This is a genomic window from Paenibacillus anseongensis (assembly GCF_009757995.1).
GTDB classification, from domain to species: domain Bacteria; phylum Bacillota; class Bacilli; order Paenibacillales; family NBRC-103111; genus Paenibacillus_E; species Paenibacillus_E chondroitinus.
This window is the reverse complement of sequence record NZ_WSEM01000020.1, coordinates 319,330-336,711: the sequence shown is the minus strand read 5'-3', so window position 1 is coordinate 336,711 and position 17,382 is coordinate 319,330. Positions and strand designations below refer to the sequence as shown.

14 protein-coding genes are annotated in these 17,382 nt (G+C 46.6%); 10 read left to right on the top strand and 4 right to left on the bottom strand.

Features of this window, described 5'->3' with window-relative positions:
• The first annotated feature begins 142 nt into the window (after positions 1 to 142).
• Both GON05_RS25250 and GON05_RS25245 read left to right on the top strand, forming a co-directional pair.
• Positions 143 to 595: an acyl-CoA thioesterase gene (locus GON05_RS25250; protein WP_157322948.1), complete on the top strand. Its 453-nt coding sequence runs from the start codon at positions 143 to 145 to the stop codon at positions 593 to 595.
• Positions 596 to 608: 13 nt separating this feature from the next.
• On the top strand, positions 609 to 1,004 hold the full coding sequence (locus GON05_RS25245) for an FxsA family protein (protein WP_157322946.1): 396 nt from the start codon (positions 609 to 611) through the stop codon (positions 1,002 to 1,004).
• Between the two features lie 37 nt (positions 1,005 to 1,041).
• On the opposite strand, the gene ytvI is transcribed toward GON05_RS25245, so the two are convergent.
• Positions 1,042 to 2,178, bottom strand: coding sequence for a sporulation integral membrane protein YtvI (gene ytvI, locus GON05_RS25240; RefSeq protein ID WP_127457420.1), 1,137 nt, complete (start codon positions 2,176 to 2,178; stop codon positions 1,042 to 1,044).
• A 174-nt stretch (positions 2,179 to 2,352) separates the two neighbouring features.
• Between ytvI and ppk1 the strand changes: the two genes are divergently transcribed.
• Positions 2,353 to 4,485: a polyphosphate kinase 1 gene (gene ppk1, locus GON05_RS25235; RefSeq protein WP_157322944.1), complete on the top strand. Its 2,133-nt coding sequence runs from the start codon at positions 2,353 to 2,355 to the stop codon at positions 4,483 to 4,485.
• Here the strand turns inward: ppk1 and GON05_RS25230 are convergent.
• On the bottom strand, positions 4,451 to 5,986 hold the full coding sequence (locus tag GON05_RS25230; RefSeq protein ID WP_157322942.1) for a Ppx/GppA phosphatase family protein: 1,536 nt from the start codon (positions 5,984 to 5,986) through the stop codon (positions 4,451 to 4,453). The two genes, ppk1 and GON05_RS25230, sit on opposite strands and share 35 nt — an antisense overlap.
• Before the next feature lie 300 nt (positions 5,987 to 6,286).
• On the opposite strand from GON05_RS25230, the gene citZ reads away from it, so the two are divergent.
• The 4 genes from citZ to GON05_RS25210 all read left to right on the top strand — a co-directional run bounded on the left by citZ (position 6,287) and on the right by GON05_RS25210 (position 11,047).
• Entirely contained in the window at positions 6,287 to 7,399 is a 1,113-nt protein-coding gene (citZ, locus tag GON05_RS25225; protein ID WP_127457423.1) for a citrate synthase, read from the top strand.
• Positions 7,400 to 7,767: 368 nt separating this feature from the next.
• Entirely contained in the window at positions 7,768 to 9,066 is a 1,299-nt protein-coding gene (icd, locus tag GON05_RS25220) for an NADP-dependent isocitrate dehydrogenase (RefSeq protein WP_127457424.1), read from the top strand.
• Between the two features lie 57 nt (positions 9,067 to 9,123).
• Positions 9,124 to 10,065 carry a malate dehydrogenase gene (gene mdh, locus GON05_RS25215; RefSeq protein ID WP_157322941.1) on the top strand — a complete coding sequence of 314 codons (942 nt, stop codon included), beginning with the start codon at positions 9,124 to 9,126 and terminating at the stop codon, positions 10,063 to 10,065.
• Between the two features lie 553 nt (positions 10,066 to 10,618).
• Entirely contained in the window at positions 10,619 to 11,047 is a 429-nt protein-coding gene (locus GON05_RS25210; protein ID WP_157322939.1) for a hypothetical protein, read from the top strand.
• A 67-nt stretch (positions 11,048 to 11,114) separates the two neighbouring features.
• Here the strand turns inward: GON05_RS25210 and yfbR are convergent, their stop codons facing one another.
• The gene (yfbR, locus tag GON05_RS25205; RefSeq protein ID WP_127457427.1) at positions 11,115 to 11,711 is read right to left on the bottom strand and encodes a 5'-deoxynucleotidase; all 597 of its coding nucleotides are present in this window, start codon (positions 11,709 to 11,711) and stop codon (positions 11,115 to 11,117) included.
• Between the two features lie 17 nt (positions 11,712 to 11,728).
• On the bottom strand, positions 11,729 to 12,871 hold the full coding sequence (locus GON05_RS25200; protein WP_157322937.1) for a polysaccharide deacetylase family protein: 1,143 nt from the start codon (positions 12,869 to 12,871) through the stop codon (positions 11,729 to 11,731).
• Positions 12,872 to 12,948: 77 nt separating this feature from the next.
• Between GON05_RS25200 and GON05_RS25195 the strand changes: the two genes are divergently transcribed.
• The 3 genes from GON05_RS25195 (at position 12,949) to GON05_RS25185 (ending at position 17,248) form a co-directional block, all read left to right on the top strand.
• Entirely contained in the window at positions 12,949 to 14,499 is a 1,551-nt protein-coding gene (locus GON05_RS25195) for a fumarate hydratase (protein WP_157322936.1), read from the top strand.
• Between the two features lie 139 nt (positions 14,500 to 14,638).
• Positions 14,639 to 16,435, top strand: a complete 1,797-nt coding sequence (gene pnpS, locus GON05_RS25190) for a two-component system histidine kinase PnpS (protein ID WP_157322934.1) — start codon at positions 14,639 to 14,641, stop codon at positions 16,433 to 16,435.
• A gap of 96 nt (positions 16,436 to 16,531) precedes the next feature.
• A complete protein-coding gene (locus tag GON05_RS25185) occupies positions 16,532 to 17,248 on the top strand; it encodes a response regulator transcription factor (RefSeq protein ID WP_127457431.1) in 717 nt (238 codons plus the stop codon).
• The last annotated feature ends 134 nt before the right edge of the window (positions 17,249 to 17,382 follow it).

Here is a 17,382-nt window from a genome sequence, read left to right as displayed (position 1 = left end):
TATCTAGAAAGGGTCGATAAGACCCCTGTCTGGATAGCCTCTTTTTTGTTGCCGAGGGAACTATGCTCCGCCCAAAAGAGAGTTCCTCCATCCACTATGTTATACTTAGCACATAAAGATATCTCAGGAGGAATGGATAATCATGAACGAGGAACACTGGTATCAGCATCAGCTGCGCGTGCGATATGCGGAAACGGATCAGATGGGTGTTGTGTATCATGCCAATTATTTGAACTGGTTCGAAATCGGGCGAACAGAGCTGATCAGGGAGCTTGGCTATCCTTACCGCAGAATTGAGCAACAAGGTCTGCTACTTCCCGTCGTAGAAGCGGATCTGAAGTTTAAGAAGCCGGCTCGTTACGACGATTTGGTAAGTGTTAACACTCGCGTGCTGGAGATGACCTCGGTGCGGATCCATTTTACCTATGAAATTCGTAAAGTGAACGAGGATATGGCGGAAGGCTCAGAGGGGAATACGGGGGAATTACTTGTAACAGGAACAACGCGGCATGTTTGGGTGAATCCTTCTTGGAGGCCAGTACGTATAGAGAAGGAAGCGCCGGAATTGTGGCAGCTGTTATCTAAGTACTCTTAAAGGGGATGGGCTTATGCTTCGTATCATTCTTGCTATTTTCATTATAGTGCCTGCCATTGAAATTTCTGTGTTGATTGCGCTCGGTCATTTTATCGGCGGCTGGACGACATTCGGGCTTATCCTGTTAAGTGGTTTCCTGGGCATTTATTTCGCTAAGCGCGAAGGGCGCAAAGTGTTGGAATATGCTCGATTCGAGTGGTCGCAAGGGCAGCTGCCGGCACAGCATCTGCTGGATGGCATTTGTATTTTCCTCGGCGGTATTTTGTTGATTACACCAGGCTTTATTACGGACATCTTCGGTTTTCTGCTTGTTTTTCCGTATACGAGACCGATATTTAAAGTCATCCTGCTTGCATTGATCCAAAGACAAATTAGTAAAGGCAATATTCATTGGATTAACCGAAGATAAGCCGCACACAAACCATCACAAAAAAGCTCGGACCCTCTTATTCAGAAGGTGCCGAGCCTTTTTTTATGTAGGTAGCGATATCATGAAAGATTCTTGCCCTATAAAATGCGGAAATGAGAATGAGGGACACAGGGCCAATAATGAGCCCCAGGAGTCCGAACAGCTTCAGCCCCACGAACATCGCAATTAACGTAGCCAAAGGATCTAGACCGACGGAGGAGGCGAGTACTTTAGGCTCCATAATCTGTCTGGCTATCACGATGACGCCGTACAGGACACTAAGTCCGATCCCCAGAACCAGATTGCCTTGTGCAAAAAACACGTACAGGATCCACGGCACCATGACCGCACCAGTTCCCAAGTAAGGCATCAAGTCTGCCAAACCTGTCAGTAAACCGATGGTGATCGCATAGTCGACACGCAGGACAAGCAAACCGATAATGACAACCAATGCTGTCAGCGATACCAGGATAAGCTGTGCGCGTATGTACCCGAACAGTGCTTTTTGCAAATCGTTGCGAATCAATTGCGTGGTTTTCACGATGAGATCGGAGAAAATGCCTTTGTATCTTTGAATGAGTTGGTACCAGTCTTTACTTATAAAGAAAGTAGCTAACATGATGATAATCGTAATTGTTGCAATATTCGGCAGCGAGGTGAGCAAACTTTTCAGCGTGTTAAAGACATAATTAATAATAAATTTACTCACATCAGCAATGGAACCTGCCGTGGACGAGAGGTTGTTATTAACGGTTTCTTGATATTTGGGGTTATTTTCAAAAAACTCATTGATTTTCTCGATCCAATCTTGGAAAGCTGTTGAATTGATGAACACATTGAACTGCTCCACCCAACGATTAATCTGAAGCTGCAGGGTATCCGCAAGCGATCCTAATTCCACAACAATATTGGCAACCAGCAGGGTGATGGCCGTAACCATGGCCGCTAAAAAGAGAAGCATAGAGAAGCTGACGGCAAGCCATCGCGGAAATTTGAGCTTGAATTGAAAAAAATTCACAATTGGATTGAGCATAAGCGCCAAAATCCAGCCAAAAATAAAAGGATAAATCAGTGGAATAACGTAGTAGAAAGCGTAGGCGATTCCAGCTATGATTAAAGCCACCCAAATACCTCTGAAAATCTGGTGAACTAAGCGCGGATTGAGGATACCCATCGTTCTTCTCTCCTTGGTTCAGTTCCTTGTATTGTAACATGAACATGGATAAATACGGAAACGAACATCCCTTTACAAAATCTTAATATAATAGTGAAGGGGGATCTGCATTGTCGGTATTCCAGACACATAGTACAATGAAACCATAAACTAGATCATTTAATTGGAGGCTTTATGAGTATTGCGCGAGAACCCGATCTGAAGGAAGTTAAAGAGCTCAAGGAACAAAAGGAACTCAAAGAGATTTCGACCAAATACTTAAATCGTGATTTAAGCTGGATCGAATTCAACTGGCGAGTTTTGGAGGAAGCTCAAGATCCAAGCACTCCACTGCTTGAGCGTGTGAAATTTCTGGCTATCGTATCTAGCAATCTCGACGAGTTCATGAGTGTTCGTGTTGCAGGTCTGAAGGATCAAATTAAAGCTGGATATACGAAAAAAGATTTTACCGGCTACACGCCTGCGGGGCTAATCAAACGGATTATGAAACGCACGAACAAAATGGTGAATGAACAATACAAAACGTATCGCGAAGTCACGAGATTGTTGACGAGAGAAGGCATCGTGTTCACCGAATACGAGGACTTGAATACGAGTCAGAAGAAAGCGATGGATGCCTACTACCACGATATTATTTTTCCGGTATTAACGCCGATGGCCGTGGACCAGAGCCGACCGTTCCCACTCGTACATAATCATTCTGTTTATTTGGCTGTCCTACTCATCCGAGAAGGCGATGATCCGGATGATGAGCCGTATTTTGCCATTGTTCAAGTTCCTAGCAATTTATCCCGTTATATCTCCGTACCTTCACGGCCTAATAGCAAGAAACAGGAATTTATTCTTCTTGAAGAATTGATGGAGCATCATATACAATCGTTGTTCAGCGGATATATCCCAATTTCCGTTCATGGCTTCAGGGTGACTCGTAATGCCGATTTAACGCTCAATGAAGAAGGGGCCGAAGATCTGCTTGAGGAGATCGAGAAAGAGCTAAGACGCAGGCGCTGGGGCTCTCCTGTGCGGCTTGAGGTTCAAGAAGGCATTCACCCTTATGCGCTTGCCCAATTGCAGGAAGAGTTCGAAATCGAAGAGCAGACCTTTGAAATCGACGGACCGATCGATATCACTTATTTTATGAAACTGGCGAATACGCTGAATGGTTTTGAAAATCTTCGCTACCCGCGGATCAACCCCAAATATCCGGTGGAATTTGAGGATGAAGTGGATTTCTTTGATGTGTTGAAGCAAAAGGATGTTCTCGTTCATCACCCATATGAAACTTTCGATGCCGTGACGGATTTCATTGTCCATGCGGCCTATGATCCTAAAGTGCTTGCGATTAAAATGACCTTGTACCGGGCAAGCGGAAACTCGCTGATTATTCAATCCTTGGCACGAGCCGCGGAATCCGGCAAACAGGTTACGGTCGTTGTGGAGCTGAAGGCACGTTTCGATGAAGAACGGAATATCGCTTGGGCGAGAATGCTGGAGAAGTCAGGGTGTCATGTCGTTTATGGACTTGTGGGGCTTAAGACACACGCCAAAATTACCTTGGTCGTACGCCAAGAAGAGAATACTCTCCGCCGATATGTGCATGTGGGGACAGGGAATTATAATGACATTACAGCCCGTCTCTACACGGATGTAGGGCTTTTCACTTCCAATAGTGTCATTGGCGAGGATGCTTCGGCGTTGTTCAATGAAATTACCGGCTACTCGGCTCCGCATGACTGGCAGTCTTTTGCTGTAGCTCCTACAGATCTTAAAGATAAGCTGTTCGAACTGATTGAAAGGGAAGCGGCCCATGCGAGAGAAGGTAAACCGGCGAAAATCATTGCCAAAATGAATTCATTGTCAAATCAAGAAATGGTAGATGCTCTGTATGCGGCGTCGCAGGCAGGCGTGAAGATTGAATTAATTGTTCGCGGCGTCTGCTGCTTGCGTCCGGGAGTTCCTGGACTTAGCGAGAATATTACGGTGCGGAGTATCGTAGACAGGTTCCTAGAGCATTCACGGATTTACTATTTCCAAAATGGCGGTCTCGTTGATGTTTATTTATCTTCCGCGGACTGGATGACTCGGAATTTGACGCGTCGAATTGAGTTGATGTGTCCGGTTATTGACCCGCAGATGAAGAAGATGATGATTTCGATTCTGAACGTCAGTCTGAATGATAATGTGAAAGCCAGAGAGCTTATGTCTAACGGCATGTATACCAGCATAAAAAATGAACTGACCCCTTATCGGAGCCAGTTCGAGGCCATGAAAATTACGTCTTGGAAAAAACTCCAGCTTGAATTTTAAGTTTGAGGCCCCACGCTTTTTCGAAATCTTTGGTTATGGCTGCGAGCTCTTTCAACTCTAAGATCGGATTGTGTACGCAGAGCAGTTTAAGCGTCAAGGACGTATCGGATCGTGTAACAACCAGCTTTTGAACAGGCTGAGTTTCACTGTGATCCAGTGCAGTTGCAAGCTTTAGGAGTGTGCCTAACTTTACAATCAACATCTCGTCGGATTCTTTCAACAAATCCTTGTAAGCAAGGGATTGCTGATGGGTCCGGCTTTTTGTTTTGTACGTCGCGATGAGCGAGCAGATCACGATCTCACGATGCGTGAGCCCATCGATGCGGGCATTTGCTAGCATATACTGCGTATGCTTTAGATATTGATAATAGTGTACACTGACACCAATACGATGCAGGAGAGCGGTAGTGTGTAGATAACGCCAACTGCCTTCTTCAAGGTTCGCGTGAATCTCAAGCTTGTCATAGAGCAGCATGGCAAGCTGGTCGACGCGTCGAACATGCTTCTCCGCTCCATTGGGATGAAGGCACAGCAAGTTGTGGATGCTGGCTTCCAGGACATCCTGCTTAATCGGGTGCTTGGGATCGAACATCTCGAAGAATATACCGTCTCGCAGTCCCGAACCGCTGACGATGCACTGGGAGGCATTTGCAGCTTGGAACAAGGTATCTAAAATAAGAAGTCCCGGCACGATAATATCGGAGCGTTCTTTGGATAGGCCGTCGACTTTCTTCCTCTTTTCGATGGGAAGGGAAGACAGCAGGGTGACGAAGGATCGAAGCTCTCCGGGCTTTAGTTCGTAGTTATGCGCAAGCTGCAAGGAGTACTTCGAGCGTTTCTGGCTCATTTTGCCGAGCGTTCGAATCGTACCGCCGAGTCCGATCATCGGGAGATTCGGAGACTGGGTAATCCAAGGGTGATCGGCGATCGCCTCTTCAACCATGCGACGAATATCGGCTGCCCCTTGTTCCGTGAGATTTGCATTTTTCATAAATTGATGCGTTGTGTTCACGGCACCGAATGGAAAGGACACACTGTTCATCAGCTTCCGATCGCGCAATAAAGTTACCTCTGTGCTGCCGCCGCCAATGTCGATGACGAGAGCGTCTCGAATATCGATGGTGTTGATAACTCCCAAATAGCCATAGCGCGCTTCTTCCGATCCGCTGAGCACTTCGATCTGGAGGCTGGTCTGTTCCTCAAGGACACGTACGATCTCTTCTGAATTAACCGCGTTGCGAATGGCTGCAGTGGCCACGGCTCTAACCGTTTGAACTTCATGTACCCGGCATAAAAGCGCATAATGCGAAAGAATGGGGACAATAGAAATAATATCTTTGCTATGTAAAATGCCATCATAACCGATGCGCTCGCTGAGCCTTGCGGAATCCTTGTGCTCGCTTACAACACGGTAGGCTCCCAGCTCATTGATTTCATAGATCACGAGTCGTATCGAGTTGGACCCGATATCGATGATGCCGATTTTTGTGCCGCTGCTCATGTATTTGCTCCTTTATCCGAGAAATCACTGATGCTTTGCCTACATTGTATCAAGGGAAGGGCGACTCGACAAACTTTTGCAAATTTCTTGTATAATTCGGGGAAATAAACAAAAACTTGTAGCGTGTGTTTTTCGTTGTGAAGCGAAATAAAATGGCTTTTTTGTGTCAAAAAGATTCTTTATGGTAGTGATAATGAAGTTTTATGTCCTCTTTTGTTCACTTACCGAGTAAAATACTTTATTATTAAAGTTAGGAAAAAAGCAATTTTTTGCTAATAGAGTAGCTAAGGAGAGATTCCAATGACTGCAACCAAAGGTTTAGAAGGAATTGTAGCCACGACCTCGTCGATTAGCTCCATTGTAGATGGAGTGTTAACATATCGCGGGATTGATATTGATGACCTCGCAGAAAATGCGACATTTGAAGAAGTAATTTATTTGCTTTGGTTCGGCAAACTCCCTAACCAAGCTGAGCTTGAGAAACTGCAAAGCGACCTGAACGCTTATAGCAAGGTGCCTGATGCGGTGATCAACCAGTTGAAAACATTCCCGAAAGATGTTAATTCCATGGCTGCGCTTCGCACGGCTGTTTCCGCTCTTGCTCTGTACGATGAAGAAGCGAACGACTTGAGCCAAGAGTCCAACGTTCGTAAAGCGATCAAATTGCAAGCACAAATCCCTGGAATCATTGCAGCATTCGCTCGTATCCGTGAAGGTAAAGAACCGTTAGCTTCCCCAGGATATTCTTCCGTAGCGGCTAACTTCTTGTACCAATTGACGGGCAAAGAGCCGGACAAAGTTGCGATTGAAGCTTTGGACAAAGCGTTAGTGCTTCACGCTGACCACGAACTGAATGCATCGACATTCGCGGCGCGCGTAACAGTTGCAACACTTACTGATATTTACTCCGGTATTACTTCAGCTATCGGCACGCTCAAAGGACCTCTTCACGGTGGTGCGAACGAAGCTGTTATGGCTATGCTGGAAGAGATCGGTACTGTAGAGAACGTAGTTCCTTACATTAACGGCAAATTAGAGCGTAAAGACAAAATCATGGGCTTCGGCCACCGTGTTTACAAAAACGGAGATCCGCGTGCGAAGCACCTGCAAAAAATGTCTTACGAGCTTGGCAAATTGACTGGCAACCTGAAATGGTACGAAATGTCCGTCAAAGCGGATGAACTGGTGACAGGACTTAAAGGCTTGAAACCGAATGTAGACTTCTACTCCGCTTCCGTCTACACAACACTTGAAATCCCGCGCGACCTGTTCACACCGATCTTCGCGATCAGCCGTACATCCGGTTGGACTGCACACATTCTTGAGCAGTACGAAAACAACCGCTTGATCCGTCCTCGCGCTGAGTATACAGGTCCGGTTAACCAAAAATACATTCCGATTAGCGCTCGCTAATTGGGTCTGGATTAGATGTAAACTCAAGGTGCGGGCAGTTCGGTACCCGGCTTCAGGGACTTATGTTCCCTGGGGTGTACCGCAACTCCCGTCACTTTTTGTATGTCTGCCACTCTTCTGCCCTCTACTACGGTGACGAGAAAAATTTTTAAAATTGTTCTCTTTGTAGTAAAGTAGCTAGTGGAGTGCTTGGCAGTGCCTGGAGAAACGTAGTGCCCGCCTTTATAATCGATTTATTTACATATGAAAATTGTTCAAAGAAAATGGATTATAACAAGCGGTCGGAAGGGACTGCCATAAGCATGCAGCGTTTTGCACCATAGTTAACTCATTAATGCTATTTTAAACAAATCTTAGGAGGAACTATCATGCCACAATTCGAATCTTACGAACTGCCAACAGAAGGTCAAAAAATCACCATCGAGAATGGCGTTCTGCAAGTACCTAACAACCCAATCATTCCTTACATTGAAGGTGACGGTACAGGTCCTGACATCTGGGCGGCTTCCGTACGCGTTCTTGATGCTGCAGTAGAGAAAGCTTACAAAGGCGAGAAAAAAATCGCTTGGTACGAAGTTTTCGCAGGTGAGAAAGCTTTTAACAAATTCAACAACTGGTTGCCTAACGATACACTAACAGCTATGCGCGAATACATCGTGTCCATCAAAGGACCTCTGACTACACCAATCGGTGGCGGTATTCGTTCCCTGAACGTTGCGCTTCGTCAAGAGCTTGATCTATACGTATGTTCCCGTCCAGTTCGTTACTTCAACGGCGTACCTTCACCGGTTAAACGTCCTGAGTTGGTTGACATGGTTATTTTCCGTGAAAACACAGAAGATATCTATGCAGGTATCGAGTGGGAAGCTGGTTCCGACGCAGTTAAGAAAGTTATTTCCTTCTTGCAAAACGAAATGGGCGTTAAGAAAATCCGTTTCCCAGAAACTTCCGGTATCGGTGTAAAACCAGTATCTTCCGAAGGTTCTGAGCGCCTAGTTCGCGCGGCTATTGAGTATGCTATCAAACATGGCCGTAAAACAGTTACATTGGTCCACAAAGGCAACATCATGAAGTTCACAGAAGGCGCGTTCAAAAACTGGGGTTACGAGTTGGCTGAGCGTGAGTTCGGCGACAAAACATTCACATGGGCTCAATACGACCGCATCAAAGAAGAGCAAGGCGCAGAAGCAGCTAACAAAGCTCAAAAAGATGCAGAAGCTGCTGGCAAAATCATCGTAAAAGATGCGATTGCTGACATCGCGTTGCAACAAGTATTGACACGTCCAACTGATTTTGATGTTATCGCAACATTGAACTTGAACGGTGACTACCTGTCTGATGCACTTGCTGCACAAGTAGGCGGTATCGGTATCGCTCCAGGAGCAAACATCAACTACTTGACAGGTCACGCGATCTTCGAAGCTACACATGGTACAGCTCCTAAATACGCAGGTCTTGACGTTGTTAACCCAGGTTCCGTAATCCTTTCCGGCGTAATGCTTCTTGAGCACCTTGGCTGGTTGGAAGCAGCTCAATTGATCTACAAAGGCTTGGAAACTTCGATCAACAACAAAACCGTTACTTATGACTTTGCTCGCTTGATGGATGGCGCAACTGAAATTAAATGCTCCGAATTCGCGAACGAAATCATCAAAAACATGGCTTAATCATTTTTAACGCTCCAAGGGTACGATAACTAATCATTATTAGGAGGCACATCTCAAATGGCAATCCGTCGTAATAAAATTACTGTTGTCGGTGCAGGCTTCACAGGAGCAACAACTGCTCTTATGTTAGCTCAAAAAGAACTTGGTAATGTTGTTCTTCTAGATATCCCGCAATTGGAAAACCCTACAAAAGGGAAAGCGCTCGACATGCTCGAAGCTGGCCCGGTTCAAGGTTACGACGCTCAAATCACTGGTACTTCCAGTTATGCAGATGCAGCTGATTCCGATATCGTGATCATCACCGCTGGTATCGCCCGTAAACCGGGAATGAGCCGCGATGATCTGGTAAACACGAATGCGGGTATCGTGAAATCCGTTTGTGAAAACGTAAAAGAAGTGGCTCCGAACTCCATCGTTATCATCTTGAGTAATCCAGTTGATGCAATGACTTATGTTGCCTATCAAGCTCTGGGCTTCCCGAAAAACCGTGTAATCGGCCAATCGGGTGTACTGGATACAGCTCGTTACTTGACGTTCATCTCACAAGAGTTGAATGTATCGGTTGAGGACGTTAAAGGAGTTGTAATCGGCGGACACGGCGATGACATGGTTCCACTTGTTCGTTACACTTACGCAGGCGGAGTGCCAATTGAGAAGCTGATTCCAGCTGACCGTATTGAAGCCATTGTACAACGGACTCGTACGGGCGGCGGGGAGATTGTTAACCTGCTTGGTAACGGTAGTGCATACTACGCGCCAGCAGCGTCCCTTGTGCAAATGACTGAAGCTATTTTAAAAGATAAAAAACGTATCATTCCTACAATCGCTCTTCTTGAAGGCGAATATGGCTATGATAACTTGTTCATGGGCGTTCTGACTGTCCTTGGTGGGAATGGTATCGAGAAAATTATGGATATCGAACTGACTGAGGCAGAAAAATCAGCTTTGGACAAAACAGCAGCGTCTGTTCGCAGCGTAATTAAAGTTGTAACAGGCTAATGAGATAACAAGCGAAGAGTCGGTCTCCCACAAGGGGATTGGCTCTTTTTTGTTGAATGCATAGGATGCCGCAGTTCTCTTCTCTGACAGACAGACAGACAGACAGACAGACAGTTTTCATTGGATGAATTCCAATAAGAGGGCATGTATAATGGCTTAATTGATCAACTCGTTGGACGAAATCCAATGAGGTGTTCGAGTTTGCCATTTATTGAGGTGCTTTTAGGGGGTTCCATTGGATTTGATCCAATGGAAAGGAGAAATTATGATCAAAACGGACACTTTCGTTGGATTTCATCCAATGAAAAAGCAAAGAGACTATTAAGAAGCGCTAAAGATGAAGTATCCCATCACCAACCCGCCGGGTTATGTACGGATCAAGAGATTAGAGCCTGAACTGGTTGATTGGGCTAGTTATGACAGAGTTGGTCACATTTATATGGAGATATGGTGAAAAAGAACAATTGTTGACATCGCTTTCTTGTCCCCAAGATAGGTATTCGGTATACTTAGATAAGAACGATTCTAATTCAAAATTGCGGAGGTTATTAGAATGTATCAAGTCATGATTTTTTTACATGTGCTTAGTGCCTTGCTGCTTGGCGTATACGTCGTGTTCCCGTTCATTGTGGGACGTGCTGCAACGTTAACTGGCGCTGCATTAGAGGGCTTTATGGGGCTGCTGTCTACGTTAAATCGCATTGGACAATTTTCATTAATTGTGACCTTCATCACGGGCGGAGCTATGGTTTCCAAAGTTGATGCTTCTGTATTGTGGATGGTGCTGGCTGTTGTTTTACTGCTTATCGTTGGAGCGGTGACTGGCATGATCGGCGGAAGAATGAAGAAGTTGGTAGCTAACGCCAAGGCAGGAAACAGCACGGCAACTGATGCTGCGAAAATCAAAACATTCAGCTGGATTGCGGCAGTAGCTGTAGTAGTTGCTATTTTGTTTATGACGAATCCTCAAATACTGGCTTAGAAATAAAGGGGCTGTTCCAAACGTAGAGATTTCTACGTTTGGAACAGCCCTTCTTCATTAAGGCGTGTTACTCGCCTTGACTTGGATTAAGCGTAATTTCGTCCAGTGTTTTCTCAAACGAAGCGCTCATATGTTCAAGGAAATAATCCACTTCCGGCATATTCATTTTCTTCAAGCTTTCTAGAATTTGCTGCTTCGCAACGACGAATTCGCGGTTGCCGGTGGAAAGCTCCGTTAAGCACTTGATGTAAGCCTCGAGCAAGTCGGCAGCTTTCACCCAGCGGTAGAGCTCAGGATCCGGTTCCTGAATCAGCTTGCGGTAGATGTCGCTAATTTCCGGTGGAATCGTCTGAATGAGCCGCTCTACAGCGACATCTTCGATTTCACGGAAGTTGCGCAGGATCTGCTCGTTGTTGTGTTTGACAGGCTGAGGGATATCGCCTGTTAATACTTCAGACGCATCGTGGAACAATGCGATGGAAACAACGCGATCCGTTGGGACATTGCGGCCATAGACTTCATTAGCGATCGTACAAAGCATATGCGCGATCGTGGAGACGTAGAAAGAATGCTCAGCTACGTTTTCCCTGCGCATGTTCCACATGAGGCTCCAACGGTCAATATATTTGAGGCGGTACAAATAGGCAAAAAAGTGATGATTCATGAGGTTCCTGTACTCCTTCAGTTTGATTTCACGCTCGGCACCACCCGCGCAGCCACCGTTCCGGTGGCCGGGGTGTAGACGAGCGGCAGCTCGATCAGCGCGCTCAAATCCTCGAGCGCGATCGTGACCTGCCCGTGCTCGCGGAGCACGGGCTCCTTCAGCTTCACGCGCGCCGATCCACGCGTGGCCTCAGCCGCATTCACCTGCAGGGTGAATGCCTCTTGCCCCAGGCGGAGGCGAAGCGCTCCGCCTTCTGCACTTGCGCTGCCGCCGAGCTGCGCTACGGCAGCGGCCGCGTCAACGCGCAGCGGGGCGCTGCCCGGCTGCGCCTGAATGCGGCGCTGGATCGAGCGGTCCAGCAGCTCCGGCGTGATGCCGGGGCTGCCCGCGTTGATCCGCGGGATCAGCAGATGGTCGGCGCTGCGCGTCGCCATCTCGGGGGAGATCGTGAAGGCGTAGCGGATGCCCGCCTTCTGAATTTGTTCCGTCGCCGCAGGCGACGTGATGCCGTATGGATACGCCATGACGTCGAGCGGCGCATCCGTAAGCCCTGCAAGCTTGCCGACGCAAGCTTGTGTATCCTGCAACACGCGCTGCTTGTAGGCGTCGTCGTTTTCTCCATCCATGCGGCCGACAAGCGCAGCATCACCGCTCGGCAGCTTGTTATGCAAGCTATCGGTGTGGCACCCGATATCGATGAAGTTCGTCGCATGGGTCATTTCACTGATTTGCTCTTTGGACATCGAAGGAATATAGGATGCCAGCGGATCGGCCAAATCATGCGTGATAACAAAATTGACAGCGGGAACTCGCAAGCTTTTCAAAATCGGATAAGCCCCGGTATAAAAGCTCTGATACCCATCATCAAACGTCACAAGGACTGCATTGGAAGGTACTGTGGCTCCAGCCAAATATTGCTTGAATTCATTCAGTGAAATAAAATGATAGCCTTTGCTTAGTAAATACTGCAGCTGATTTTGAAACAGCGAGGATGTAATGGTGCTGGAGCTTGTATCAGTTTCATGGATATGATGATACATGAGGACAGCAACTTGATCCTGATAGTAGATATCTTGAGATCGCTTAGCGGAGAGCGGCGTAAGCAGAAGCGTGAGTCCTATCAGACTCAGCAGAATCGTAATCCCGATTCTTTTGGACATGTCAGCGTAACTCCTTATATGGTATAATAGTTTGTAATTATTATTATTTGTTAAGTCGAGAGGAGCCATTTTTAGTCATGCAGCATTTTTATCAAAGCGTCTACGATCTAATTGTCGAAACGTCCACAAACCTTCCGGGTGATGTACGTCGTGCGGTACAAGCCGCAAGCGAAAAAGAAGACAAAGGAACTCGCTCAGCGCTCTCCTTATCCCGTATTGCCGATAACATTCATATGGCGGAATGCAATGTCTCTCCGATTTGCCAAGATACAGGCATGCCAACGTTTATTATACACTGTCCGGTTGGGGCAAACCAAATTATTATGAAGAAGCAGATTCTTGAAGCCGTTGCTAATGCGACTAAAGCAAGCAAGCTTCGTACGAATTCGGTGGATTCCTTAACAGGCGCCAATACCGGCGACAATTTGGGACCTGGAACTCCGGTTATTCATTTTGAGCAATGGGAACGTGATGAAGTAGAAGTGAAGCTGATCCTTAAGGGCGGCGGCTGTGAAAATAAAAATATTCAATACAGCCTGCCAGCTGATTTGGAAGGCGTAGGCAAAGCCGGGCGCGATCTTGACGGAATCCGCAAATGTATCATGCATGCCGTGTACCAAGCACAAGGGCAAGGGTGCAGCGCAGGCTTTATTGGCGTTGGCATCGGCGGCGATCGGACTAGCGGTTACGAGCTGGCGAAACATCAATTGTTCCGCCATGTTGATGACGTGAACCCGCATCCTGAGCTTCGGAAAGTTGAAGAGTATGTGATGGAGCATGCGAATACACTGGGAATTGGTACAATGGGCTTCGGCGGGCAAGTGACATTGCTAGGCTGTAAAGTTGGCGTGGCTAACCGCTTGCCAGCTAGTTTCTTCGTTTCCGTTGCCTACAACTGTTGGGCGTTCCGCCGTCAAGGCGTGCTTCTTAATCCCGAAACTGGCGAAATCAACGGCTGGTCGTATCCGAGAGGAAGCGAAGTCTCCTTCCAGGAAGCTTTTGAGGCGAGTGCGGAAGCTGCGAAAAATGTGAAAGAAGATGAGCGTCGCGAGATCGTCTTGACGACTCCGATTTCCGAAGAGCAGATTCGCAGTCTGAAAGTTGGCGACGTGGTCGTTATTAACGGTACGATGCATACAGGACGCGATGCGCTGCACAAATATTTGATGGATCACGATGCTCCGCTCGATTTGAATGGTGCAGCAATTTACCACTGTGGACCGGTTATGAGCAAGGATGAAGCCGGTGAGTGGCATGTGAAAGCGGCCGGCCCGACGACAAGTATTCGTGAGGAGCCTTACCAAGGTGATATCATCAAGAAGTTCGGGATTCGTGCGGTTATTGGAAAAGGCGGAATGGGTCCGAAAACATTGGCTGCTTTGCAAGATCATGGCGGTGTTTATTTGAACGCTATTGGTGGTGCGGCGCAATACTACGCTCAATGCTTTAAGAAGGTAGAAGGCGTTGATTTCATGGAATTCGGTATTCCAGAAGCGATGTGGCATTTGGAGACAGAAGGTTTCGCAGCCATCGTAACGATGGATTCACATGGCAACAGCTTGCATGCGGACGTTGAGAAAAACGCATTTGAGAAGCTGTCAGCGTTGAAAGAGCCTGTTTTTAAATAAGCTTAAAGGTTTATTGCTTTTGCACTTTTTCATCTTTACAATTAAATAACTGGATTTGGTACGGGAGAAGGGGTTACTATGTAGAGTAGCCCTTTTCTCTTTGAATTCAGACTTGATCTATCGGAGGCAAGATAAACAGATGACGAAATTCCGTGCCAAACTAACATTTATTTTGATTGTATTGATTGGTTCATCCATGCTGCTTGCCGGTATCTTTATGGCAAAAGTACTTGAGGATTCTCATGTGAAGTCCCTGGAGGAAAATATGGAGCGCGAGCTGCATGTCCTTGTAGCGACGGGAGATTGGGGCAGGATGGGATCAGAACCTGAATTGGTATCTTATTTCTCCGAACAAGCCAAACGGATTAAAGCAGCAACGAATGAACGGCTGACCTTTGTTCGTGCAGACGGCAAAGTGATCGGTGATTCCGATCAAAATCCAGAGCAAATGGACAACCATTTAACTCGTCCGGAAATTGCTGAAGCTGCTTCTAACGGTGTAGGTTACGCTACGCGATACAGTGATACCCTGAATGAGAAGATGCTGTACGCCGCCATTCCCGTGAAGAATGAGTCGAAGGTCACAACCGGCTTTTTACGCATTTCGTTGAGCCTGGAGCAAGTGGATAATTCAATCCGCAGCTTGTGGTATTTTCTGATTGTCGGTTTGATGATCTTATTCGTGATCGCCGGTCTGGTTAGCTATCGAATTGCGAAGGGGATTACACATCCAATTGAGAAAATGACGAAAGTCGCCCAGCAAATCACGAATATGAACTATGAATCTCGTGTTCCGGCTTACAGCAATGATGAAGTTGGGCAGCTAGGGCAGGCCATCAATCGGATGTCCGAAAGCTTGCAGCAGCAAATGGCGCGGATTCAGGAGAATGAACGCAGACTCCAGGGCGTTATGGAAAATATGCTGAGCGGCATTATGATGATTGACCGGGAAGAGCGGATTATGCTGTTAAATCCTTCAGCTGAATATATTTTGGGCTTTTCTTCACAGGAACTATTGGGGAAAAGATATAATGAAGCCAAGCAGCAGTTTGAGTTTACGAAGCTGATTCAGGAATGTATAGAGACGCGCGAATCCATCCGTGACGAAATGATTTTCTATTATCCGGCCGAGCGCATTCTGGATATTCATTTAAGTCCAATTGCCCATGAAGACGAGGAATGGTCAGGGGTACTGATCGTGATTCATGATATCACGGCTGTTCGCAGGCTTGAGCGGATGAGAAGCGAATTTGTTGCGAATGTATCCCATGAGCTCAAGACGCCGATTGCCGCAGTCAAGGGTTTCGCTGAGACACTGCTGGCAGGGGCGCTGAATGATAAGGAAACGGCGGTATCGTTCCTGCAAATTATTTTTGATGAGAGCGAACGGTTGAACCGGTTGATTGGGGATATTCTCGAGCTGTCCAAAATTGAATCCAAGCGGATTCCAATGAATTTTTCGCCGATTTATTTACCTGAATTTCTGGAAAGATCGCTGAACGTGTTAAGGAAAGAAGCGGAGAAAAAGCATATCGAGCTGGGGTTGCAGGTTGATGAAGATATGTATATTGAAGCGGATGAAGATCGCCTGCGCCAAATTATTATCAATCTTCTCTCCAATGGTATTGCGTACACGCAGGAAGGCGGCAAAGTCAAGCTGCGGATTGAGCCGCTTGATCCGAATAGCGAAGGCGATTACGAGCGTCTGCGTTTAATCGTTTCCGATACGGGTATGGGGATTCCGAAGAAGGATTTACCGCGTATTTTTGAACGCTTTTACCGAGTAGACAAAGCTCGTTCGCGAAGTTCAGGTGGAACAGGACTGGGCTTATCCATTGTGAAACATTTGGTTGAGCTGCATAAAGGGACCATTCGCGTGGATAGCGAGGTTGGAGTTGGAACGAGATTTACCATTGAATTGCCAGTCATCCACTAAATTATATGGCGAAAATGCAACATTTACATTCACGTAGCAAAATTGTGTTATTATATGGATGTGCAATGTTAATAAACTGTAAATACGGGGGATCCCATGGCACAAAAAATATTAGTTATTGAAGACGAGCCTACCTTGGCTCGATTGTTATCGTACAATCTTTCCCAGGAAGGGTATCATACAAAAGTTGTGGATCATGGTGGAGATGGTCTGCAAGAAGCGCTTCAGCAGTCCTATGATTTAATTATTTTGGACATAATGCTGCCGGGCTTGAATGGGTTTGAGGTGCTGGCTAAGCTTAGACAAAAAGGAAATAGCACGCCAGTGATTATCTTAACGGCCCGCAATGCAGAAGATGAGGTTGTCCAAGGCTTGAAGCACGGAGCGGATGATTATATCACGAAGCCTTTTGGTGTAGCGGAGTTGCTGGCACGAGTATCCGCCGTATTGCGCAGAACGATGTCGGAGGATGTCACGGTAGACAAGCAGGGAACGAATGAGAAAGTCATTCAGGCCGGCGAGCTCTTCATCTATCCAGAGAAATATGAAGTCGTTCTGAATGGCGAATCGATTCCATTGAGACCTAAAGAGTTCGAGGTACTGCTGTATCTCGTACAACGTCCAGGCGTAGTCGTGACGAGAGACGATCTTATGAATATTGTTTGGGGCTTTGATTATATCGGCGGACAGCGTACCGTGGATGTTCACGTAAGTTCGCTGCGCAAAAAGCTGGAGATGAATCAGCAATCCGTACAGATTGATTCGATTCGCGGGGTCGGATATAAGCTGGTGGCGTCAATTATCAAAAAGTAAGGAGCCTAGGGGGCTGGTGAAACAGCTACCCGGGCTTATTTTTTTGCCTAGATTCATCTCTCGCAAGTTCAGATAACACAATCGGATATAATTATCGCCAGATCAGAAATTTTATTTTTGCAGGTTTTTGATAT